The sequence below is a fragment of the Maribacter arenosus genome (genome assembly GCF_014610845.1).
Classification (GTDB): Bacteria; Bacteroidota; Bacteroidia; order Flavobacteriales; family Flavobacteriaceae; genus Maribacter_A; species Maribacter_A arenosus.
In genome coordinates, this window is record NZ_JABTCG010000001.1 from 784,536 (window position 1) to 807,189 (window position 22,654).

Annotated in this window: 20 protein-coding genes; 11 read left to right on the forward strand and 9 right to left on the reverse strand. The window is 37.4% G+C overall.

The features are described 5' to 3' along the window. Positions 1 to 37 precede the first annotated feature (37 nt). Together HPE63_RS03485 and HPE63_RS03490 are read left to right on the forward strand one after the other, a co-directional pair. Positions 38 to 166, forward strand: a complete 129-nt coding sequence (locus HPE63_RS03485; protein ID WP_188312829.1) for a DUF2256 domain-containing protein — start codon at positions 38 to 40, stop codon at positions 164 to 166. Then, positions 163 to 1,647, forward strand: coding sequence for a cryptochrome/photolyase family protein (locus tag HPE63_RS03490; RefSeq protein ID WP_188312830.1), 1,485 nt, complete (start codon positions 163 to 165; stop codon positions 1,645 to 1,647). Before HPE63_RS03485 ends, HPE63_RS03490 begins: the two co-directional genes overlap by 4 nt. A 433-nt stretch (positions 1,648 to 2,080) precedes the next feature. Here HPE63_RS03490 and HPE63_RS03495 read toward each other — a convergent pair whose 3' ends face one another. Genes HPE63_RS03495 through HPE63_RS03505 form a run of 3 tightly spaced genes read right to left on the reverse strand, consistent with a single transcriptional unit; the run spans position 2,081 to position 3,695 of the window. Continuing rightward, positions 2,081 to 2,605, reverse strand: coding sequence for a glutathione peroxidase (locus HPE63_RS03495; protein ID WP_188312831.1), 525 nt, complete (start codon positions 2,603 to 2,605; stop codon positions 2,081 to 2,083). Positions 2,606 to 2,611: 6 nt separating this feature from the next. Next, complete coding sequence (gene folE / locus HPE63_RS03500) at positions 2,612 to 3,313, reverse strand: GTP cyclohydrolase I FolE (RefSeq protein ID WP_188312832.1); 702 nt, start codon at positions 3,311 to 3,313, stop codon at positions 2,612 to 2,614. Continuing rightward, the gene (locus HPE63_RS03505) at positions 3,276 to 3,695 is read right to left on the reverse strand and encodes a 6-pyruvoyl trahydropterin synthase family protein (RefSeq protein ID WP_188312833.1); all 420 of its coding nucleotides are present in this window, start codon (positions 3,693 to 3,695) and stop codon (positions 3,276 to 3,278) included. Before HPE63_RS03505 ends, folE begins: the two co-directional genes overlap by 38 nt. 234 nt (positions 3,696 to 3,929) lie before the next feature. Here HPE63_RS03505 and HPE63_RS03510 point away from each other — a divergent pair, with 234 nt between their 5' ends. From HPE63_RS03510 to HPE63_RS03530, 5 genes are all read left to right on the forward strand, one after another. Continuing rightward, entirely contained in the window at positions 3,930 to 4,937 is a 1,008-nt protein-coding gene (locus HPE63_RS03510; RefSeq protein WP_188312834.1) for a glycosyltransferase family 2 protein, read from the forward strand. A 66-nt stretch (positions 4,938 to 5,003) separates the two neighbouring features. After that, the gene (locus HPE63_RS03515) at positions 5,004 to 6,923 is read left to right on the forward strand and encodes a BatA domain-containing protein (RefSeq protein WP_188312835.1); all 1,920 of its coding nucleotides are present in this window, start codon (positions 5,004 to 5,006) and stop codon (positions 6,921 to 6,923) included. Positions 6,924 to 6,954: 31 nt separating this feature from the next. Further along, positions 6,955 to 8,214, forward strand: a complete 1,260-nt coding sequence (locus HPE63_RS03520) for a dihydroorotase (RefSeq protein ID WP_188312836.1) — start codon at positions 6,955 to 6,957, stop codon at positions 8,212 to 8,214. A gap of 38 nt (positions 8,215 to 8,252) precedes the next feature. Continuing rightward, entirely contained in the window at positions 8,253 to 8,576 is a 324-nt protein-coding gene (locus HPE63_RS03525) for a hypothetical protein (protein WP_188312837.1), read from the forward strand. A gap of 1 nt (position 8,577) precedes the next feature. Then, the gene (locus tag HPE63_RS03530; RefSeq protein ID WP_188312838.1) at positions 8,578 to 9,237 is read left to right on the forward strand and encodes an alpha/beta hydrolase; all 660 of its coding nucleotides are present in this window, start codon (positions 8,578 to 8,580) and stop codon (positions 9,235 to 9,237) included. On the opposite strand, the gene HPE63_RS03535 is transcribed toward HPE63_RS03530, so the two are convergent. Both HPE63_RS03535 and HPE63_RS03540 read right to left on the reverse strand, forming a co-directional pair. After that, positions 9,234 to 9,728 (reverse strand): hydrolase, encoded by a 495-nt coding sequence (locus HPE63_RS03535; RefSeq protein ID WP_188312839.1) that lies wholly within the window; start codon positions 9,726 to 9,728, stop codon positions 9,234 to 9,236. The two genes, HPE63_RS03530 and HPE63_RS03535, sit on opposite strands and share 4 nt — an antisense overlap. A gap of 10 nt (positions 9,729 to 9,738) precedes the next feature. Further along, a complete protein-coding gene (locus HPE63_RS03540) occupies positions 9,739 to 10,503 on the reverse strand; it encodes an MBL fold metallo-hydrolase (RefSeq protein ID WP_188312840.1) in 765 nt (254 codons plus the stop codon). 88 nt (positions 10,504 to 10,591) lie between these two features. On the opposite strand from HPE63_RS03540, the gene HPE63_RS03545 reads away from it, so the two are divergent. Continuing rightward, entirely contained in the window at positions 10,592 to 12,043 is a 1,452-nt protein-coding gene (locus HPE63_RS03545) for a TonB-dependent receptor (protein WP_188312841.1), read from the forward strand. Between the two features lie 83 nt (positions 12,044 to 12,126). Here the strand turns inward: HPE63_RS03545 and bcp are convergent, their stop codons facing one another. Then, positions 12,127 to 12,579, reverse strand: a complete 453-nt coding sequence (bcp, locus tag HPE63_RS03550) for a thioredoxin-dependent thiol peroxidase (protein WP_188312842.1) — start codon at positions 12,577 to 12,579, stop codon at positions 12,127 to 12,129. A gap of 53 nt (positions 12,580 to 12,632) precedes the next feature. Between bcp and HPE63_RS03555 the strand changes: the two genes are divergently transcribed. Next, a complete protein-coding gene (locus HPE63_RS03555; RefSeq protein WP_188312843.1) occupies positions 12,633 to 13,295 on the forward strand; it encodes an endonuclease III domain-containing protein in 663 nt (220 codons plus the stop codon). A 228-nt stretch (positions 13,296 to 13,523) separates the two neighbouring features. Here the strand turns inward: HPE63_RS03555 and HPE63_RS03560 are convergent, their stop codons facing one another. Both HPE63_RS03560 and HPE63_RS03565 read right to left on the reverse strand, forming a co-directional pair. After that, positions 13,524 to 14,108 carry an RNA polymerase sigma factor gene (locus HPE63_RS03560; RefSeq protein ID WP_188312844.1) on the reverse strand — a complete coding sequence of 195 codons (585 nt, stop codon included), beginning with the start codon at positions 14,106 to 14,108 and terminating at the stop codon, positions 13,524 to 13,526. Positions 14,109 to 14,740: 632 nt separating this feature from the next. Then, on the reverse strand, positions 14,741 to 15,322 hold the full coding sequence (locus HPE63_RS03565; protein ID WP_188312845.1) for an RNA polymerase sigma factor: 582 nt from the start codon (positions 15,320 to 15,322) through the stop codon (positions 14,741 to 14,743). Between the two features lie 245 nt (positions 15,323 to 15,567). Between HPE63_RS03565 and uvrA the strand changes: the two genes are divergently transcribed. Together uvrA and HPE63_RS03575 are read left to right on the forward strand one after the other, a co-directional pair. After that, positions 15,568 to 18,357 (forward strand): excinuclease ABC subunit UvrA, encoded by a 2,790-nt coding sequence (uvrA, locus tag HPE63_RS03570; RefSeq protein ID WP_188312846.1) that lies wholly within the window; start codon positions 15,568 to 15,570, stop codon positions 18,355 to 18,357. 242 nt (positions 18,358 to 18,599) lie between these two features. Then, the gene (locus HPE63_RS03575; RefSeq protein WP_188312847.1) at positions 18,600 to 19,835 is read left to right on the forward strand and encodes a hypothetical protein; all 1,236 of its coding nucleotides are present in this window, start codon (positions 18,600 to 18,602) and stop codon (positions 19,833 to 19,835) included. Positions 19,836 to 20,315: 480 nt separating this feature from the next. Here the strand turns inward: HPE63_RS03575 and HPE63_RS03580 are convergent, their stop codons facing one another. Continuing rightward, complete coding sequence (locus tag HPE63_RS03580; protein WP_188312848.1) at positions 20,316 to 22,514, reverse strand: PQQ-like beta-propeller repeat protein; 2,199 nt, start codon at positions 22,512 to 22,514, stop codon at positions 20,316 to 20,318. Positions 22,515 to 22,654 lie beyond the last annotated feature (140 nt).

The following is a 22,654-nucleotide window of genomic DNA, read 5'->3' on the forward strand; positions in this document are numbered from 1 at the left end:
ACCTTTATATCTTTATAATAACGTACCCTTTTAAAAAATGAAAAAAAGACACCTTCCACAAAAAATATGTCCGGTTTGCCTTCGCCCTTTTTCGTGGCGGAAAAAATGGGAATTAAATTGGGAGGACGTCAAATATTGCAGTAAACGTTGTAGAATAAACAAATGAAAAGTATACACCTCATTTTTCCGAACCAATTGTTCGAAGAATCTCCGCTTTTTAAAAAGAAAGTACCTGTTTATTTAGTGGAAGAGTATTTATTCTTTAGTCAATATCCGTTTCATAAACAAAAAATAGCCTTTCATCGGGCAAGTATGAAAAAGTACGAAGCGTTTTTAAAAGCTTTGGATTACGAGGTATATTATATAGAAGCCACTCAGGAAATTTCAGATATTAGAAAACTCATTCCAGAACTAAAAAGCATCGGAATTACAGAAATCACTTATATTGACCCCAATGATAATTGGCTTGAAAAAAGAATTGAAAGTGGTTGCAAAGAACAAGGAATTACAACTAACATACTAGAATCCCCAATGTTCCTAAATACCAAGCAAGAGCTTGCAGTTTACTTTAAAGGGAACAAGAAAAAATATCATCAGTCTACCTTCTATACCGAAGAACGCAAAAAACGTAACATCCTTTTGGAATCCGATGAAACCCCTAAAGGTGGAAAATGGACCTTCGATACCGATAACCGCAAGAAATACCCAAGAAAAAAAACACCGCCACCAATTACTTTTCCCGATTTGGATGATTTTTATGCGGAAGCAAAGACATATGTGGATAAAAGTTTTGCAGACCATTTAGGAAACCTAACGGAACAAGCCTTATATGCCACTGATTTTGAAACTTCAAAAGCCTGGTTACATCAATTTTTTGAATATCGGTTTATGGAGTTTGGTGCCTATGAAGATGCCATAGTGGCCGAAAACTCCATTCTCAACCATAGTGTTTTGACCCCCATGATGAATGTGGGATTGATTACACCTCATGAAATCGTTGATGCTTGTCTTAAATACGGCGAAGAGAACGATATTCCCATTAATTCCTTGGAAGGATTCATACGACAAATTATTGGGTGGAGGGAGTTCATTGGCGGTATATATCGCTTTCATGGATCCTTTGAACGGAGTCGCAATTATTGGGGATTCACAAAAAAGATTCCAGCCTCATTTTATAAGGGCACCACGGGCATCCCACCAATTGATCAGACCATTAAAAAAGTACTACAGACCGGATATTGCCATCACATTGAAAGACTAATGGTTTTGGGGAATTTTATGATGCTCTGTGAGTTTGATCCCAAAGAGGTGTATCGATGGTTTATGGAGCTATTCATAGATGCTTATGATTGGGTCATGGTACCCAATGTATATGGCATGAGCCAGTTTTCGGATGGAGGATTGTTCGCTTCCAAACCTTACATAAGTGGCAGTAATTACCTGATGAAGATGAGCAATTACCCAAAGGGGGAATGGCAGGCCACATGGGATGGACTTTTTTGGCGTTTTATGGATGTACATCGGGACTTCTTTACACAAAACCCAAGGTTGGGGATGTTGGTCTCGATGTTTGACAAAATGTCAAAAGAAAAAAAGGAAAATCACCTAAAAAATGCGAAGGACTACTTAAACAGTTTAGATTTTTAAGCTTCAAAGTGGATGGTATACGTAGAAAGATAATGTATTAAACTTAATAAAAACAATACCGTCCACAGCACTGTTCTAATCCAGTTTTTCGTCACCAATGACGACAACATGGCTTCACTCACTATACCTTTTGAAATGTTTCTATGGATTGGTACAAACTGTAAAAAGGTGGAAAGCCAAACCATAGATATTACTACAAGACTTCCAATCGGATATAAGGAGCGTGCGCTAATCACTTGAACTATTGAAAGACCTAGTTGGCCCACCATTAAAGGCATTACAACAAACCCAATTCGAAGGGTATATTTTCTATGCCAAACCATCAAATTATCGGTACTATAGTGTAGAAAGCTCGGGTATATTATTCTTTGCACGATCCAAATCAATACCAATAATCCAAAATCGAATAAAATCCTAAGGAAATCTATAGTCATTACAAATGCTTGGTAATCTTGGAACTTAAAGGTTTTGTGATGGAATAGTAGAAATCTATAAGATTCCCATTTTCATCAACGAGGTATTTTTGAAAGTTCCATTTGACGCTTGAACTTTTCTTTCCGTTGAGTTTTTTTTCGGTAAGCCAATTGTATAAAGGGTGTTTATTACTTCCTTTCACCTGGATTTTTTCGGTCAGTAAAAAGGTAACGCCAAAATTCCGTTTGCAAAAAGATTGTATCTGACTTGAATCCCCAGGTTCTTGATGTCCGAATTGATTGCAAGGCACTCCTATAACCACAAGCGAATCGCGATATGCATCACTCAGTTTCTGTAATCCCTTGTATTGTTTCGTAAATCCACATTCAGAGGCTACATTCACAAATAACATTTTCTTTCCTTCAAATTGGGAAAGCTCAATAGGTTCGCCACCTAAACTATTTATAGCGATATCATAAATAGCAGGCTTACTCTTTATACTTTTGTTTATTGGTCCCAATTTTACCTTATTCGTCGTTCTCATATTGGCCTATTCGTTCAAATAATTTTGTAACTCCGCAATCTTACTGGATTTCAGGAACACACCGCCATAATAGGAGGTCACGGTCGCAGAGGTGTCATCTTTAATACCTCGCGAAGATACACATAAGTGCTTTGCATCTATGATCACTGCAATATCCTCGGTTTGCAGGGTTGCCTTTAGGTCCATGGCAATTTGGTTGGTCAATCGTTCCTGCACCTGTGGCCTTTTGGCATAGTACTGTACAATTCTATTGAGTTTGGAGAGGCCGATAACTTTGCCCGAAGAAATATATGCGATGTGTGCTTTTCCGATAATGGGAACAAAATGATGCTCACAGTTGGAATAGAATGTAATATTCTTTTCAACCAACATTTGATTGTATTGATACTTGTTGTCAAATAAAGCCACTTTAGGTTTATTGGCCGGATTGAGACCTGAAAATATCTCATCTATATACATTTTAGCAACCCTTTTTGGTGTTCCCCGAAGCGAATCATCGGTAAGATCCAGTCCCATAACATCCATAATTTGGGCAAAAAGTCCTTCTATCTTTTCTTTCTTCCTGTCATCTGAAATATCAAATGCATTTTCTTTCATAGGGGTTTCCAATCCCGTATAAATATGGTCATCTCCAATTTCCTCATGGGAAAACCCATTAAGTCCATTTTCTTTAATAAGGGTATTCAACATAGTTTCTTGGTGTTTCATATAGTTTTATTTTCAATTCTAAATTAATATCCAATTCTGTTTTAAGAAGGTTATAAATAACTGCCGCAATATGCTCTGCCGTAGGATTCAAATCCCTGAATTCCTCAGTATCCAAGTTCAGGTTCTTGTGATCGAAACGGTCAAGTACTTTATCCTTAATGATATCTGATAATATTTTCATATCTATAACATAGCCGGTCTCTGGATCAATATTACCGATAACCTTTACCTCCAAATCATAGTTGTGTCCATGGTAATTGGGGTTATTGCATTTTCCGAAAACGGCTTTATTCTTTTCAATACTCCAATTCTTATTATGAAGCCTATGGGCAGCATTAAAATGTTCACGACGCACTACCGCAATCTTATCTATTTTATTCATGACTATTTTAATGACTTAAATTTATAGAAGTAAAGATATTCTTAATATTGTTTAACTTTTAATATATTTTGTTAAACATTAATTAAAAATGAATAAATCTAGCCTACAGGGTAGCTAATAGAGTAAAAACGTATTTACATTGTGGGATTATAAATGCAGTTCATTGGTATTTGGAAATCTTCATCGACAAAAATAACATATGGGGTTCGGACGTAATTTCCCTAAATTGCAATTATGAAGCAACCTTTGGTCAGTATCTTGATTCCCTTTAAAAATACCGAGTTATTTTTAAAGGAATGTTTGGACTCCATAGTACAACAAGAGTATCAAAACTGGGAAGTCCAAGCGGTTGATGACGCTTCAACCGACGATAGCTACAAAATCGTTTCAAAGTATGCTGAAAAAGACCCAAGATTCAACGTTTTAAAAAACTCCGGTAACGGGATCATCGAGGCCTTACGTACCGGTTTTAAAGAATGTAAAGGTGAATTGATTACCAGAATGGACTCTGATGATATCATGGCCCCTGATAAACTGGGCACCTTGTTAGAACTATTGCTAAATAGTGGTAAAGGCCATGTGGCCGTCGGTCAGGTAAAATATTTTTCACATCGGGGAATCAGTGATGGTTACGCACGTTATGAACAATGGCTGAACAAACTCACCGCGGAAGGGAACAATTACTCCGAAATTTATAAAGAATGTGCTATCCCCTCCCCGTGCTGGATGGTTTTTAAAGAGGATCTTCTTCAATGTGGGGCCTTCGAACCCAATCGTTATCCTGAAGATTATGATCTGACCTTTCGCTATTATGAGAACGGATTAACATGTATTCCATGTCAAAAGGTATTGCATTATTGGCGCGATTATGACACCAGGACTTCCCGAACCAGCGAACACTATGCAGCAAATTACTTTTTGGATATTAAGTTGCACTACTTTCTAAAACTTGAATACGACCCAACTAGGCCCTTGGTCATCTGGGGAGCCGGAAACAAGGGAAAAACCATTGCCAAAACCCTTTTGGAAAAGAAGATTGATTTTAAGTGGATTTGTGATAACCCAAAAAAAATCAACAAGGATATTTACGGGATAAAATTGGATCATTACCGTATTTTGAACCATCTACAAGATGCCCAGAACATAATTACCGTTGCAAACGAAAAAGAGCAGGAAACCATCAAAAGTTTCTTCACCGTATTGAACAAAACTCCGATGAAGGATTATTTTTTCTTTTGTTGAATTTTAATATCATTAAGTATACCCAAGTTCTGAATACTTCATATATTTGTTAAATCAAAATTGGGAATGCAGTTTAAATATCCAGAACTTCTTTGGGGCTTATTTCTACTCTTAATTCCTATATTCATTCATCTTTTCCGGCTTAGAAGATTCAAAAAAACACCTTTTACAAATGTAAAATTGTTGAAAAGGGTAGTTTCCGAATCAAGAAAGAGCGATTCTTTGAAAAAATGGTTGCTTTTATTGACCCGATTACTCCTGTATACGGCTTTGATTTTGGCCTTTGCACAACCTTTTCTTGCAAATAAAAAAGCGTTGGTCACCAAAGAAACGGTAATCTATTTAGACAATTCGTTCAGCATGTTGGCAAGGCAACTCGAGGTTCCGCTATTGAACAGCGCCATTCAGGATTTACTGAAGTCAATCCCCGAAAACCAGACTTTTAGTCTTTTCACCAATACTGATGAATATAGAAATGTACGGGTTTCGGATATTCAGAATGACTTATTGATGTTATCCCCGACACCTAAACAATTAGATTTAGAAGAGATTCATTTAAAAGGGAGTACCCTGTTTTCAAGGAATACCAATTCAATCAAAAACCTGATTGTGGTTTCCGACTTTCAAAATCGCATGTTGATGGATCGCCTAATGAAAGATAGCACCATTCAAAAACATTATGTAAAATTATCGGGAATCGATGTTGAAAATGTATCTATTGATAGTTGTTACATTAGTAAATTCGGGTCCGAGAATATGGATATCAATGTAGTGCTATCCGCCTCACCTGCCGTTCAAAGAATCCCGATTTCATTTTATAACGATGAAAAGTTAGTTGCCAAGACAGCCGCACTTTTTGATAATGGAAAAAGTATAGTCCCCTTTACACTATCCGCTAACGAATTGATCAATGGAAAAGTTGAGATAACCGATAAAGGTCTACCTTACGATAATCGCCTTTATTTTAATATTGATAAAAAGGATAAGCCAAAGGTTTTGGTTATTGGGGATACTTCATCGGATTATTTAAAAAGGATATATACTGAAGATGAATTTATTCTCTCCTCCTTCTCCCTAAAAAACCTGAATTACAGAGATATAGAAAGTCAAAATCTAATACTACTGAACGAGTTGAATACCCTGCCAAACTCGCTTGTATCCAGTATTTTATCCTTTGTTTCGAATGGCGGGAGCATAGTCATTATCCCATCGGTGGATGCCGACCTCGATTCTTACAATGGGTTGCTTACGCGTTTATCCTTAGGCTCCTTTGTTGAAAAAATAAGTTTGGAGAACATGATAACCGATATAGCTTTCTCCCATCCACTCTATGATCAGGTTTTTGAAAAGAACGTCAGTAATTTCCAGTTTCCAAAAGTGAACCATTTCCTTAAACTAAAATCAAATTCCCCCTCAATTATTTCTTATCAAAATGGGGATGCCTTTTTGATCGGGGACGAAGGTAAATACCTATTCACGGCAGCTTTAGGCACGGAGCATTCCAATTTCCAACAATCCCCGTTGATAGTCCCTACTTTCCTTAAGATGGGATTCAAGAGCTTAAAGAGTTCCGAACTATACTTTCTACTAAATGGCCCGATTTCCTTGGATATTTCGAAAACAATGGCCAAAGACGATATTTTAAAGGTGTCCAAAGGGAACCAGGAATTTATTCCATTACAGCAAGCACATGCCAATAAAGTGTCACTCACTTTTGACGAGAGCCCAACGGAAGACGGTATTTACACCATTTCTGAAAACGGAACCGCCTTGAAGAACATCAGTTTTAATTATCCCAGAAAAGAAAGTGAGCTGGTTTTTATGGATTTGAACACTATAGAAGCGGCTAGCATACAAAATTCCATAGCTTCACTTTTTTCAGAGTTGCAAAACGATAATCGCATAACTGAGCTTTGGAAATGGTTTGTTATTTTAGCACTACTTTTTCTTTTGATTGAAGTGCTGCTAATCAAATTTTTAAAATGATCCATAAAATCAATAGATAAATCCAGTGGAAATGAACATACTCCTAAAATCCGCCAAAATCATTAATGCACAGAATAGCGAATTGCACTTAAAAAAAAGGGATATTTTAATCAAGAATGGCATCATTGATACTATTGCAACCAAAATCGAAGCCCCTAAAGGCGTCAAAACCGTAGCGCTTAAAAATCTTCATGTCTCCTTAGGATGGTTTGATAGTAGTGTGAGTTTCGGGGAACCTGGTTTCGAGGAACGGGAAACCATCTCCAATGGCCTCCATACCGCTGCCTTGAGCGGATTTACCGATGTTGTATTAAATCCGAATACACATCCCTTGGCAGATAGTAGTTCTGATATTGTTTTCCTGAAAAACGCTTCTTTGGATTTTGCCTCCAACCTATATCCATTAGGCTGCATGACTATGGGTGCTGAAGGGAAAGATCTTGCAGAACTATATGACATGCGCAATGCGGGAGCTGTTGGGTTTTACGATTTTAAATCACCCATAACCAATTCCAACCTATTGAAAATTGCGCTGCAATACGTTCAAAATTTTGATGGACTCCTATATTCCCAACCCTTGGATGTTAACATAGCCGGTAAGGCAGAGGTTCACGAAGGCATAACCTCGACCAAATTAGGCTTGAAAGGCATTCCTGCAATGGCCGAGGAACTTCAAATTGTCCGTGATCTTTTTATCTTGGAATATACTGGCGGCAAATTGCACATTCCCACCATTTCCACCGCCAATGCGGTTAAACTCATTGCCGACGCCAAGAAAAAAGGATTGGATGTAAGTTGTAGCGTAGCCATCCACAATCTATATTTTACTGACGAGCTTCTGGAAGAGTTCGATTCGTCTTACAAAGTATATCCCCCATTGCGCACAAAGAAAGACACCAAGGCTTTGATCAAGGCACTGAACGATGGCTTAATAGACTTTGTAACCACAGACCATATCCCTTTAAATGTGGAACTAAAGGCTGTAGAATTCGACAACGCAACCCACGGTGCTATAGGACTGGAAAGTGCCTTTGGTTTGTTACACCAAATTTATGACCTAGAAAAGTGCATTGAACTGCTGACCCAAGGAAGAGAGCGATATCATATAAAGGAAAACAAATTTGTCGAAGGCAATAAAGCTAGTCTCACACTATTTGATCCAGATTTGGAATATGTATTTGATAAGGAAAAGATTCGTTCTACTTCAAAAAACAGCATGGTATTGGGGCAAACTTTAAAAGGAAAAGTCTACGGTATTTATAATAACAATCAACTGGTTTTAGAAACTTAAGTGTAGAATCGTTTTCCATAAAATTAACGGACAAATCCATGAATACCATCAAAGAAGGAAAAACAACGGCCATAGTTGCTTATTTAACCATTATAGGAGCCTTGATAGCCATTACCATGAACATGGAACCCAAGAATGAATTTGCCCGTTTTCATACAAGGCAGGCCTTTGGTTTACATCTCATGTTTCACGGTTTTGCATTATTTTCCAGCGTATGGTTTAATGAATATGCCCTGTATGGACTTTATCTTTGTTGTTTTATGCTTTGGATATATGGCTTTTTAGGGGCTTTGAGTGATAAAAAGCAATTGGTACCGGTAATTGGCCCCTATTTTCAAAAATGGTTTACATTTATTTCTTAAAATGACTACAGCACAACTTTCTTTGACCCATTTGATTAAACCTTCTTCTTTAAAAGTAGGGAAGCCTCCTGTTTTATTCATGTTTCATGGTTATGGCAGCAATGAAGAGGATTTATTTTCCTTTGCCCCGGAACTACCTGAAGAACTCTGTATTATTTCAGTGCGTGCCCCATACTCCTTAGAACCATACGGCTATGCTTGGTACGCCATTAATTTTGATGCCGACAAAGGGAAATGGAGTGATGATGACCAGGCCAAGGAGTCAAGGGAAAAGATAATGACATTTATCGATGAGGCCTGTAGAGTCTACGGATTGGATACGAACCGTATATCCCTTTTGGGTTTTAGTCAAGGTACGATCCTAAGTTATGCCGTCGCACTTTCGTATCCGGAGAGAATCAAGAATGTTATTGCTTTAAGTGGGTATATCAATGAAAAAATCATTGCAGGTGACCCTTCCAGAAAGAATTTTAAAAGACTTAAAATTTATGCCTCCCATGGGCAAGTAGATCAGGTCATTCCGCCCCAATGGGCGCAAAAAATCCCAGAAACCCTGACCTCTTTGGGGGTAGACCATATATATGAGGAATTCCCGGTTGGTCATGGCGTGGCACCCCAAAACTTTTATTCGTTTAAAAAATGGTTACAGGATAAATTCTAATTGCTGCGGGTATACAAGAGGTGGTCGATCAAGGTGAAATCGACCCCTAAATCATCTTTCAATTCGTATTTGATCAATATTTCACCCCAATATTTACCATCTGAAAAGTCCGCTAGAATCCATTTGTGGTTCAGGATCTTGATTTTGTTCAATTTAAAATCATTCTCCATTCCTTCATAAGGTATTAAAGGATTGTCCCCTTTCGATTCATTGGTCTCCAATAATTTATCGGATATATATCGACTAGGGTCTTTCAATTCTAAATGATCATAATAGGCCAAGGCATCATCATTATTCTCCAATGAGAAGTATTGCATATCCAGGACTTTTAACTGGGCATTTTGAAGGGAATCCTTAAACCCTGTAATCGTGTCTTCAAGACGATCTATTTTACTGTCCTTTGCCTTTTGCATATTGCTATTACTCACGACCATATATAGGCAGATCAAGGCTGTGAATAGGAAAAGGTATAAAAATATTTTATTTCTCATTGCTCTGGTACTATAGGGTTATTTGAAGGTTATCATAGGCCAAATGTACATCTTTTGGTAATTTCTTTTCCACTTCTTTATGGAAACCCAATAAATGGCTTATATGCGTCAAATAACTTGTTGCAGGCTTTACCTTATCAATAAAGGCCAAGGCTTCCTCTAAATTGAAATGGGAATGGTGGGGCTCTTCCCTTAAGGCATTGACCACTAGAACCTTGGTTCCTATGATTTTTTTAATTTCCGCTTCATCTACGGTCTTCACGTCTGTCAAATAGGTAAAATCCTTGATTCTAAATCCGAAAACCTGTATCCTATTATGGTGTGCATTGATAGGTGTCACCAATTGCCCCCCTAATTTAAAAGGTAAACCATTCTTAATGGTATGTATTTCAACGGCCGGAGCACCAGGGTAACGGTCCCCATCGGCAAAAATATAATCGAAACGGGTTTTTAACGATTCGACCACCCTTCTATGGGCATAAATGGGGATATCTCCCTGTCGAAAGAAAAAAGGGCGGATATCATCGATACCTGCGGTATGGTCGGCATGTTCATGCGTAAATAGAATGCCATTGAGTTTAGAAACATCATGGGCCAGCATTTGTTGCCTAAAATCGGGTCCACAATCAATCACATAATTGTAATCATCCCAAGAGATAAGCACGGATACACGAAGTCGTTTGTCTTTTGGGTCCTTACTTAGGCAAACCGGATGGGAACTCCCAATTACAGGGATTCCCTGTGAAGTTCCGGTGCCTAAAAATGTTATTTTCAACGTTTCCTTGGTTTATTTCAAATTTATAACATATTTATTTAATTGCTTACCCATTCTTATTAACTTTGCCGCAAACAAAATAGGTCATATGTCTTCATTTCTTAAAAGGGACACAGCATTTGAGAACATTCCTTCCATCAAGGCCAAAACCTTGAGAATAAACTTAAATCCAGATATTTACGGAACTTTTGCCGAAATTGGAGCAGGTCAGGAAACAGCGCGACATTTCTTTAGGGCCGGTGGGGCATCGGGGACCATTGCCAAGGCGATGAGTGCATATGACAAAGAATTCAGTGATGCCATTTATGGCGTTGAGGGCGATGGAAGATATGTTTCCCAACCTAGGTTAAAAACGATGCTGGCCCATGAAATGCGCCTTATGGAAGAACGTATTTCAAGGGATAAACACCCCGATCGTTTGTTTTTTTCGTATGCCAATACGGTAGCCACAATCGATTTTTCAAAAAGATATAAAGGTCATGGTTGGTTAGGTATCCGATATCAATTGGAACCTGACCAAAAAGAATTGGACGAAATTGTTTTACACGTACGCTTTAAACAAAATGAAGCCCGCTTACAACAAGAAACCTTGGGCATCGTAGGTGTCAACCTCATCTATGGGGCTTTTTACAAATACCATAAACCACGAAAGCTTTTAAAGTATCTCTACGACCATATTGATAAGGATACCATTGAAATTGACATGGTCAATTTCAATGGTCCCAATTTCAAAGGTGTTGACAATAGATTAATAAGTCTTCAATTAATTAGAAACGGAATGACCGATGCCGTTATGTTCGGTCCAGACGGAAACAACCTATTGCCAGCGGCGAAATTATACAAGAAGAACATTTTGGCCTTAAGGGGAAGTTTTAGACCAGCGACCAAGGTGAACATGGACATGCTTCAAAAATCATACGATATCTTTATTCGGGATAGGGCGGTCGATGAGAGTAAGACTATTGTTATTTTTGAAATCACTTTGTCAAATCTGAAGGCCTCGGGCGAAATTGATGAACGTGATTTCATGGATCGGGCCGAATTACTCTGCGCAATGGGGCATACGGTAATGATTTCCAATTTTCAGGAGTATTATAAGCTGGTAGAGTACTTGAATAATTATACCAAAGCGAAAATTGGCCTTACCATGGGTGTAAATAACTTGGTGGATATTTTTGACGAAAAGTATTATCGCCATTTGAGTGGAGGTATATTGGAAGCGTTCGGAAAGTTATTCTTTAAAGAACTTCAAGTATATCTTTATCCGATGAAGAATGCAGAAACGGGTCAGATCATGACCAGTAACAATATCAAGGTACATCCTAGAATGAAGGAACTCTATAAGTTCTTCAAGTATAATGGCAAAGTGATGGACATCATCGACTACGACCCAGAAATCATGGATATTTTCTCTAGGGATGTTTTCAAGAAAATCGTCAACAACGAGGAAGGTTGGGAAGATTCACTACCCGCGGGTATTGCCGATATAATCAAGGAGAAAAAACTTTTTGCCCGTGAAGTGGAGGTCAAGAAAGAGTAAACATATCGAAGGTCAAAAGTAAAGTATAGCGTCCCAACCATTAATCGTTGGGACGTTTTTATTGAGCAAAATATACTAAATCCTTAGTTGAGCAGTTGGGCTGCATGGTCTTTTGTCTTGACTTTATCGATCACCTTGATCACTACACCTTCCCCATCTATTACGAATGACTTTCTATGAATGCCATCATACTCCCTGCCCATGAACTTTTTAGGGCCCCAAACGCCAAACGTATTGATGACGGTATGGTCCTCATCGGCCAAAAGTGGGAATGGGAATTCGTATTTATTCTTGAAATTTGCTTGCCTTTTTTGTGAATCGGCACTAACACCCAATAATTCGTATCCTTGGGATTGCAATTCACCGTAATTATCCCTCAAATTGCACGCCTCCACGGTACAACCGGGGGTGCTGGCTTTAGGATAGAAAAAAACGATCAATTTTTTTCCTCGGTAATCGGATAATTTGACCGTGTTTCCTTCTTCGTCCTTAGCCGTGAAATCTGGGACTTTATCCCCTACTTGCAATGTTTTCATAATTGATTTTAATAAATTAGCAATTCAGTATCGATAGCTAAAATAAGCTTTAAATGACTAAAAAGGAAAAGGTTGGTTTTACCATTAAAACATTACAGGAATTATACCCTTCGGTGCCTGTTCCTTTGGAACACAAGGACCCTTACACCCTGCTGATCGCCGTATTGTTATCTGCCCAGAGCACCGATGTTAAGGTGAACCAGATTACGCCAATCCTTTTTGCAAAGGCCGATAATCCTTATGATATGGTTAAATTGACCGTGGATGAAATTCGTGATATCATAAAACCAGTGGGCCTGTCACCAATGAAATCGAAAGGTATTCATGGTTTATCCCATATTTTAATCGACAGATATGAAGGAGAGGTCCCTAATGACATGTCCTTATTGGAAGAGTTGCCCGCGGTAGGACATAAAACCGCAAGTGTGGTTGTTTCCCAGGCATTTGGAACACCTGCTTTCCCGGTAGATACCCATATTCATAGACTTATGTATCGATGGGGCTTTTCCAATGGTAAAAATGTGGTACAGACCGAAAAGGATGCGAAACGATTATTCCCAAGGGATTTATGGAACGACCTTCATCTACAGATCATTTGGTATGGCCGGGAGTATTCACCCGCTCGAGGGTGGGATCTTGAAAAGGATATCATTACCAAAACAATCGGTAGAAAATCGGTGGTGAACGAGTACTATAAAAAGATAAAGCCCACTTAATAGCGGGCTTTGTTCTCAATTTAAGTTAATCTCAAACTGCATATCGTTTTGGCGAACTATACAAAGTGACTTTGAAAAATTGGTCAAAAACTGTATTGTTTCCCGGCAGGCCATAATCGGACTGCTCTTTTTTTGGCTCTCAAAGTAAATTTTTTCCATATTGATTATAGCATTGTTATGTTTAAATAACGCAACTACAATCAAATTATTGTTTTAATGAAATAATCCTTATGAATTTGTAAGTACGATCTTGTTTTTATCTATGATCTTTCTAAGGTTTATCAGGGCATAACGCATTCTTCCCAAGGCTGTATTAATACTTACCCCTGTATTTTCCGAAATTTCCTTAAAACTCATATCCTTATAAATACGCATTAATAGCACTTCCCTTTGATCATCGGGCAACTCGTCTATAATACATCTTAAATCAGAATTGATCTGATCTTTTATCAGTTGTTTCTCGGCATTTAACTTATCATCCCCTATTACTGAGAAAATATTGAAGTCATCATTACCTTCGAACATCGGCATTCTTTTGTTCTTTCTAAAATGATCGATGATTAGATTGTGGGCAATTCGCATTACCCAAGGCAAAAACTTACCTTCCTCACTATAGGAGCCTTTTTTCAGGGTTTTGATTACTTTGATAAAGGTATCCTGAAAAATGTCTTCGGTAATATCCCTATCCAAAACTTTCGAATAGATAAAACTTGATATACGTTGATTGTGTCTATTGATTAAGATTTCCAGGGCCTTTTCATCACCACTGATATAATCTCTTACCAGTATTGAATCTTCGATTTGTAGTTCCATGCAGAGTGCTTTTTAAGTTTAGGGCTTCTTTTGTAAAAGCTAGATTAAAGTTATTTGGTCCTTACTTTGAGTCTCACACCGTTCATATGAAAAATGTGTTATTCTTTAATTATGACCTAAAACTAGATAAAACAGGGAGTGTGGAAAAAACTATGTTGTCAAACCCATGGATTATGATGTGAAACAATCATTTTTGATTTTCAATACAATAATTTATGCAATTGGTAGTTATGTCGATCAACTCATAGAAAGTAGCTCAAAGACCGCTTTTGGCGTAGAATACAATAAGATAGTTCCAATTAGGCGCATGCATAAAACGAAAAAGCCCCGATTACTAGAGTAATTAGGGCTTTTCTATAAGGTATTGGAACGTTTAGTTCATATTGCTTTCAAACTTAATGCCTCTAACGTCATTAATTTTCAATGATTTCGAATAGCTTAATAAAAAATCGATAGTCTCAGCTTTTGCCTTGACTATTTGACACTTGTTCTTATTCTCTACGTAAAATTTTTCCATATCTATTTCAATATTGTTTCACTAAGAAAACGCGACATGGATAAATATAGTAAATACGTTCGACCTAAGGTCGTTAAACTCGTCCAAATTATGGGATGTTCGACCTATGCTATGATTAATTCGTTAAAACAATGTTATTCTCCTCTATGATCTTCCTTAGATTGATCAGGGCATATCGCATACGACCCAATGCGGTGTTTATACTAACTCCGGTATTCTCGGAGATTTCCTTAAAACTCATATCCTTGAACATGCGCATAACCAATACATCGCGTTGATCTGGTGGCAATTTTTCGATAAGTAACAGCAGGTCCTCATCGATTTGGTTTTTTATGAGTTGTTTTTCGATATTCAACTTCTCATCTTGGATAACAGAGAATATATCAAATGCACTGGAGGATTCAAAAAAGGGCATTCTTCGATTTTTCCGGAAATGATCTATTATCAGGTTATGGGCGATACGCATGACCCAGGGTAAAAACTTACCCTCTTCATTATACCTTCCTTTTTTAAGGGTTCGTATGACTTTAATAAAGGTGTCCTGAAAAATATCCTCCGTAATTTCACGATCGTTGACCTTTGAATATATAAAACTACTGAGTCGTTGGTTATGCCTGTTTATCAATGTTGCCAGAGCTCTTTCGTCTCCGTTGATATAACTTTGTATAAGTAGGGAATCTGCTATTTGAAGTTCCATGTCAATTACTTTTTTGGGTTAAAACTAATGGCCCAATCCATTGGGAAAGGCCTTGTAGGTACACACTAATTTTAATAAAGTAATTGTCTTGCTATAGGCGTATTAACTTTTTGTTAGGTTCAAATATAGAAAAAATTATAGGTTATAAAAAAATAGTAGTGTAATAATCAAGAATTTAGAACCAAGACGGGCATTACTGGTAAAAGCATTCCACTTATTGTATCTTTGCCGATCTAAACAAATATATGCCCTCTTTACAAGACATAAATCCCAAGGAAAATATTATCATCAAAGGTGCTAAACTGCACAATTTGAAGAATATTGACGTTGTGATACCCAGGAATAAACTCGTTGTGATCACAGGCCTTTCAGGTTCCGGTAAATCCAGTTTGGCCTTTGATACGCTATATGCAGAGGGTCAAAGAAGATACGTGGAGAGTCTGTCTTCATATGCCCGACAATTTTTAGGAAAATTGAACAAACCCAAAGTAGATTATATAAAAGGAATAGCCCCTGCCATCGCCATAGAACAAAAGGTAAACTCTACAAACCCACGTTCAACCGTGGGTACCACCACTGAAATATATGACTACTTAAAATTATTGTATGCCCGCATCGGGAAGACCATTTCCCCTATATCTGGAGAGGAAGTGAAAAAGCATACGGTTACCGATGTGGTTAAGCACGTCCAGGAATTCAATGAAGATGAAAAGCTTTTGCTGTTGGCCCCTATTAACATCAAAAATGATAGAGATCCCATTAAATCACTACAATTATTATCGAAACAGGGATACGCACGAATCAAGTATAAAGGTGAGGTTATTCGCATCGATACCGCACCAGAGGATATTGGGCATACTTTTGATCTTGTCATAGACCGGATCATTACCAAAAATGACGAAGATTTTTACAATCGCTTGGCCAATGCCATTGATTCTGCCTTTTTCGAGGGTAAGGGTGAATGTATTATCGAAGAACTAGCGACAGGAAATCAAACCGTATTCAATAATAAGTTTGAAAAGGATGGAATGTCTTTTTTAGAACCCAACGTACACCTATTCAGCTTTAACAATCCGTATGGAGCCTGTCCTAAATGTGAAGGGTATGGTGATGTTATAGGCATAGATGAGGATTTGGTCATTCCTAATACAGCGCTTTCAGTCTATGAAAATGCAATATTTCCATGGCGGGGTGAGAGTATGGGCTGGTATCGTGATGAGCTGGTAAATAATGCCTATAGATTCGATTTTCCAATACACAAGCCCTGGTTTCAACTTTCAGAGGAACAGAAACAGTTGGTTTGGGATGGTAATTCCCATTTTACTGGACTTCATCGGTTTTTTGGAATGTTGGAGGAGAAAAGCTATAAAATTCAGAATAGGGTAATGCTTTCCAGGTATCGAGGCAAGACAAAATGTATTGAATGTCGTGGTAAACGTCTGCGTAAAGAAACCAACTATGTAAAAATCGATAATAAGTCTATTTCTGATTTGGTTGAATTACCGATTAAAAACTTAGCTGTTTTTTTTACGGAACTTTCCCTAAATGAATATGATGCGCAAATTGCCAATCGATTATTGAAGGAAATCAATACCCGACTGGGTTTCTTGAAAAAAGTAGGCCTCGATTATCTTACCCTGAATCGAAAATCGAATACGCTTTCTGGAGGTGAAAGCCAGCGGATCAACTTAGCGACCTCTCTGGGCAGTAGTCTTGTTGGCTCAATGTATATTCTGGATGAACCAAGTATCGGATTGCATCCCAAAGACACGGAAAACCTAATTGATGTCTTAAAATCGCTTCGTGATTTGGGCAACACGGTCATCGTGGTCGAGCACGATGAGGACATCATGAAAGCTGCTGATGAAGTCATTGATATAGGTCCGGAAGCTGGGACACATGGTGGTGAAGTGGTGGCACATGGTACACTGGCCGAAATTTTGAAATCATCTTCCCTGACCGCAAGTTATTTAAATGGAACCGAAGCGATTGGGATTCCCAAAGTAAGGAGAACCTCAAAGAATTATATTGAAATCAAAGGTGCCAGGGAAAATAACCTGAAAAATATAGATGTTACCTTTCCCTTGAATATGTTGACGGTCATAACCGGGGTCTCGGGTAGTGGCAAGAGTACTTTGGTAAAAAAACTGCTCTATCCCGTGATATTAAAAGAAGTCGGCGGCTATGGTGAAAAAGCAGGCCAATTTACTTCGGTTGAAGGCAAATACCAATCGATAAAACATGTGGAATTCGTTGACCAGAACCCCATTGGTAGGTCATCACGTTCAAATCCGGTGACCTATATAAAGGCCTATGATGATATTAGAGCCCTGTTTGCTGCCCAAAAATTGAGCAGGATAAGGGCATACCAGGCAAAACACTTTTCATTCAATGTAGATGGGGGTCGATGCGAAAAATGCAAGGGAGAAGGTGAGATTACGGTAGAGATGCAGTTTATGGCCGATGTACATTTGGAGTGTGACACTTGTGGTGGAAAACGATTTAAGAAGGAAGTGCTTGAGGTGACCTTCGAAGGTGCCAACATTGCCGATGTGCTCAATATGACTATTGATGATGCCATCGATTTTTTTGAAAAGCACGGGCAAACCAAAATCATTGGAAAATTGAATCCTTTACGCGCTGTAGGTCTTGGCTATGTAACATTAGGGCAATCTTCATCTACCCTTTCGGGTGGTGAAGCCCAACGGATCAAGTTGGCCTCCTTTTTAGTAAAAGGGACTACAAAAGACAAAGCCTTGTTCATTTTTGATGAACCCACTACGGGCTTGCACTTCCACGACATCAAAAAATTATTGAAATCTTTTGATGCTTTAATTGCAAAAGGTCACTCGGTCATTGTCATAGAACATAATATTGAGTTGATTAAATGTGCCGACCATATTATTGACCTAGGGCCAGAAGGTGGCGAAAATGGAGGAAAACTTTTGGCCAAAGGTACTCCGGAGGAGATTATACAAAGTAAATCCTCCTTTACGGCTAAATACTTGAAGGAAAAACTTTTGGCTAAAGTATAGATCAATTCATTCAAACCTATAGGGTCAACGTTCCCAATAATTCCCTAATAGCACTTACATCTATAGATATAAAAAATGAGGTCTGGGAAGATCTTTATTTTTTTGATTTTTTATATTCTTGATTATCAGCTATTTATATCGTAATATTTTTTTTGGCACGCTGTTTGGTATGTACTAATCGAATGTAAATAGTTGCATTCGGGAATCTTGCCTGTCGGCAGACAGGTTTAAAACCTTATATCATGAGAAATTTAGTACTCCTTTTTACAGCCCTCGTTTTAGGTACCACTGGTATCATGGCTAGTACAGTTGAAGATAAGGTTGCAACACGCAATGCTTATAACTACAATAACTCGTTCATTTTTGTTGAGAATGGCATTACGTTTTCAGTATATCCCGATGGAGAGTTTGATTTTTATATCGATAATTATGTGTCTGGCCGTAAAAACGGTGTCACATTCAATTCTGGATATGATTATAGTCCTTATGCACAGTACGATGATTATGGTGCTGTCATACAAGTTGAGAATGTACCTATTTATTATGATCACTATGGTCGGGTAACCCAAATTGGGGATGTTGATATTCGTTATAGGAACAATAGGGTATATCGATTGGGAGGTATGAATGTATATTACAACCATAATGGGTTCTACGATTATCATACAGGCTATATCAATATCTATAACAGACATTATGTATACAGACCTTACCATAGGTTCTTCTTAAGACCTGCTATTGGATTCTCATTGGTGTTCAATAGACCTTACAGAAGGTATTATACCCCTTATAGATACACGTATTACAGACCCTATAAATACAACCATAGAAGGGCTTATGCCAAAATTGGAAGGGAACATAGGTATAACAATGTTCGTCGTGAAAGAGCCTCTATCTATAGAAACGACAAAAGAGTCGCTCAACGTGCGCACAATACCAGAGGAAATGACGGTTTACGGAACAATAGAACTGTATCGAGAAATAATCGATCCTATGCGTCCAATACCCAAAGAAGTAATGTCGTACGAAATTCAGGTACACGATCTAATCGTACCAACGGTAAAGTTGCCGGTAGAACAGCAGTTGATAGATCAAAGACCGTACAAACAAGGTCGGTACGTAAAAACGATACTAGAGCAACTAATAACCGAACTGTTACCCAGAGAACAACTACGGTTAAATCTCCAAAGCGGAATACGGTTACTAAAAGATCAGTAACCCAAACCCCTCGAAAGACCACCGTAACGCGAAGTACAACATCATACAAAAAACCTGCCAATAAAGTACAAAGCAGGAATGTACGTAGCAGCACTACTAGAACGCAAAAATCGGTTGCTAAAAGACCTTCAACACGAAGTTCATATAAAAGGGCTACAGTGAGTAAGTCATCTTCAAAAAGCAGAAGTGTAGCCTCTAGAAGTAACAATACAAGTCGAAGCTCTAGAGCCACACAAACAAGAAGCTCTAGAAAACAGTAAGATAGTTTTTAGGTTGGTTAGTTGTTTAAGCCCTGACGCGATAGTTATCCGTCAGGGTTTTTTTTATAAGATTAATATTTGGTTTATTGATAGTTGGAGCTTCTTATATATTTTATTAAGTACTCAATTTCAACAATTTCGCCAGATTTAAATGCATCAACGGCGTCCTTGATTGAACCATCTTTCTGCACAATAATAATATCTGTATCTGAAAAAGATTAGTATTTTCATAAATTGAATGTTTTTGGATACTTTAATTTCAGAGATTATCGCAGGTTCTATTTAATAAAAGATTACCCGTAGTTGTTACCTATAGTGTGCCATCTCAATATGATCTTGATATGGTCGAATTTCAATCTGAATAATCATGACCAGTCCCATGTACGACAATCCAAACCCAAAAAATATCCCAAGTTGTTATTGTTTCGCAAGTTCTAATAATTATTCACTAGTATTTTTCTATTATTCCAAAATAAACAATTACAAATATCTTTTTTCGGTCTTAAAATTGAAAGGTACACTTATAACCTTACCCCTGATAAAACCATATTCTTCCTCATAGTATTTATAGTTATCGACATCTAGACCAGGTCCATAATGATATATTATTCCCGATTCCCAATCAATTGTTGTTCGCAAGACGTGATCTTTTAGATTTAAAACCGGTACATATCCGAGATACGACCATAATTGAACCGGATTTCTATACCAGGTATAGTAATAATCCCTAAACTGGAAAGGTGAGAGAATCTGTGTTTTCAAAGTTCCTGTATTCATTTCAAGCATTTCCAATGCAACAAATCTTTGTTCTTCAATGGTTTTATTTACCAGTCGTACCGTAACCTTATCGTTATCTAACATCGTAATGTTACTTGTTTCATGAAGTAAATAAGGATGGCACATTAACTGCGCTTTATAAGTGTCGGCCAACTGTCTGAGCATGCCCGCCTCAGCCATTTGGCGTGCACCAGCCAAGAAGGCCATGTCTCCTGCCAACTTATCTATGGCTATTTTTTGGTGTTGTGAAGCTGTTAACAAATTATTATTACTTGCTGAAATGGCCTTATTAGTAGCCTGCAAAGACCTTGAAAAATTCTCCGAGGATTGATTTAATAGCTGAGTTTGACGGTCAACACCCTCAGGCATAATTACATAATTCATAACCCAGTCTCCACCAATTTTATCCTTTGTTATCTCTGTTGTTGTAAGGGTTGGCCATATTAATTCAAATTCATGTTGATATAATAATCTAAAATTTTCTGCATTAAAGCAGTAAACCAACTTTTCGTTACGCACAATTATTTTATTATCTAAAACGTAGATATTGTTTGCTGATAATTCACTACCGTCAGATAATTCTGCTTTTTGAATCAGTTTCCCCGTTGTATTATCAATAGCATATAAGTTCTTTTTTGTGGTGAAAAGCAATTGATCAGCTTTAGTTTCAATATTACTCATCACTTCACCATCATCGGTAAATACCCATTTTTTAATACCTTGAATATCAACCGAAGTAATTCTGAAAAAATTTTTTACAGTTGGGGTGTCAATCGATGATAGTACGGATTTATTATATCTGCGTTGAAACTTCATGGCCGATATTTTTTTACGGGTTAATTTTTTTGTTTCTTTATCCAATTCGATAGGTTCAACAATTAATTCAAATAGTAGCAACTGATCTTTATTGCCGGCTAACCCAACAATATTTTGGTTATTATTCTGAATACTCCACATTTTTTTTTCACTGTTTAAATTTAATGCTGTGATTTTATTTTGATAAGGTAGATATATAGATGAGGTATCCCGGTAAATAATATAATTGAGAAGTGTACTGTCTGTTTTTTGTTGCCAGTTCGTTTTTTGATTCTTTATATTTTTTGAAATCAAAAAATGGTCTTTCATGTATAATATATCACCATCAGTAATTATAGGCTCAAAGGATGTATTGATTCCAGGAATGGTCTCCAATAATGAAACAGAATTATTTTTCAGAGTATAAACAAAGGTTGTTCCCACAGAAAGAGTATCCTTTTCCGTGATAAAAATCATCTCTTTATTATTTGAGAATTGAACATAAATAGTGTTTTTATCTCCTTTTTGCCACACAAGTTCTCCTGTATGTTTGTTTAGAACTGATATTTTTTGATCTGATATATTGGCAAATTCATTATAGTCAACTGATAAAATGAATATATATTTATCATTTTCAAAGGTCTCAAAAACACCACTAATATGCAGGTTGGTCTTCCAGATTAAGTCACCGTTTTCATGTTTAAGCAAAAAAACATCAATATTTGAAGGGATGAAATGATTACATTTCTTAAAAATATTCAGGCTAAAAGGCATATTGTTCCGTCTGTATGACTTCGGACAAATGATTAGCAGGTTTTTATTGCTAAGCACCTGCATATTTGCAATGGCTGGTGGTTCAACTTTTTCAGTGGCCCTAGTAAGGCCATCACCCCTTGTAGCACCAAAAATGTTATATTCTATTCGTGCTGTATCGATAATTTTAGTATCCGGAAACTGCCACAATTCCTGATAACCGTCTGCAGTGATATTCAGGATTACTTCTTTATCAGCTTTTACAGGGGAATAGTAGCCAAACATTTTTTTAAAAGCCTGTGAATAACCGCTGATGACTAAAAGGTTTATTAGCAAAATCAGTAATTTTTTCATTTGTTTACTTATTTTCGATTTAGTTGAATACATTCCAATTAAATCAGTTAACTGAAGATTGAAAAAGTTCGATATCAATCTTTTATTAATAAACTTTCATTCAACTATTTATCTATTGTAGTATTAAGACTTAGTGATGT

Excerpts from the sequence above, each read along its gene's own strand:
- HPE63_RS03520 (WP_188312836.1), top strand. The coding sequence starts at position 6,955 with ATGAACATACTCCTAAAATCCGCCAAAATCATTAATGCACAGAATAGC.
- HPE63_RS03510 (WP_188312834.1), top strand. The coding sequence starts at position 3,930 with ATGAAGCAACCTTTGGTCAGTATCTTGATTCCCTTTAAAAATACCGAG.
- HPE63_RS03530 (WP_188312838.1), top strand. The coding sequence starts at position 8,578 with ATGACTACAGCACAACTTTCTTTGACCCATTTGATTAAACCTTCTTCT.
- uvrA (WP_188312846.1), top strand. The coding sequence starts at position 15,568 with ATGCCCTCTTTACAAGACATAAATCCCAAGGAAAATATTATCATCAAA.
- HPE63_RS03555 (WP_188312843.1), top strand. The coding sequence starts at position 12,633 with ATGACTAAAAAGGAAAAGGTTGGTTTTACCATTAAAACATTACAGGAA.
- HPE63_RS03490 (WP_188312830.1), top strand. The coding sequence starts at position 163 with ATGAAAAGTATACACCTCATTTTTCCGAACCAATTGTTCGAAGAATCT.
- bcp (WP_188312842.1), bottom strand. The coding sequence starts at position 12,579 with ATGAAAACATTGCAAGTAGGGGATAAAGTCCCAGATTTCACGGCTAAG.
- HPE63_RS03505 (WP_188312833.1), bottom strand. The coding sequence starts at position 3,695 with ATGAATAAAATAGATAAGATTGCGGTAGTGCGTCGTGAACATTTTAAT.
- folE (WP_188312832.1), bottom strand. The coding sequence starts at position 3,313 with ATGAAACACCAAGAAACTATGTTGAATACCCTTATTAAAGAAAATGGA.
- HPE63_RS03560 (WP_188312844.1), bottom strand. The coding sequence starts at position 14,108 with ATGGAACTACAAATCGAAGATTCAATACTGGTAAGAGATTATATCAGT.
- HPE63_RS03515 (WP_188312835.1), top strand. The coding sequence starts at position 5,004 with ATGCAGTTTAAATATCCAGAACTTCTTTGGGGCTTATTTCTACTCTTA.
- HPE63_RS03485 (WP_188312829.1), top strand. The coding sequence starts at position 38 with ATGAAAAAAAGACACCTTCCACAAAAAATATGTCCGGTTTGCCTTCGC.
- HPE63_RS03580 (WP_188312848.1), bottom strand. The coding sequence starts at position 22,514 with ATGAAAAAATTACTGATTTTGCTAATAAACCTTTTAGTCATCAGCGGT.
- HPE63_RS03575 (WP_188312847.1), top strand. The coding sequence starts at position 18,600 with ATGAGAAATTTAGTACTCCTTTTTACAGCCCTCGTTTTAGGTACCACT.
- HPE63_RS03545 (WP_188312841.1), top strand. The coding sequence starts at position 10,592 with ATGTCTTCATTTCTTAAAAGGGACACAGCATTTGAGAACATTCCTTCC.
- HPE63_RS03565 (WP_188312845.1), bottom strand. The coding sequence starts at position 15,322 with ATGGAACTTCAAATAGCAGATTCCCTACTTATACAAAGTTATATCAAC.
- HPE63_RS03525 (WP_188312837.1), top strand. The coding sequence starts at position 8,253 with ATGAATACCATCAAAGAAGGAAAAACAACGGCCATAGTTGCTTATTTA.
- HPE63_RS03535 (WP_188312839.1), bottom strand. The coding sequence starts at position 9,728 with ATGAGAAATAAAATATTTTTATACCTTTTCCTATTCACAGCCTTGATC.
- HPE63_RS03495 (WP_188312831.1), bottom strand. The coding sequence starts at position 2,605 with ATGAGAACGACGAATAAGGTAAAATTGGGACCAATAAACAAAAGTATA.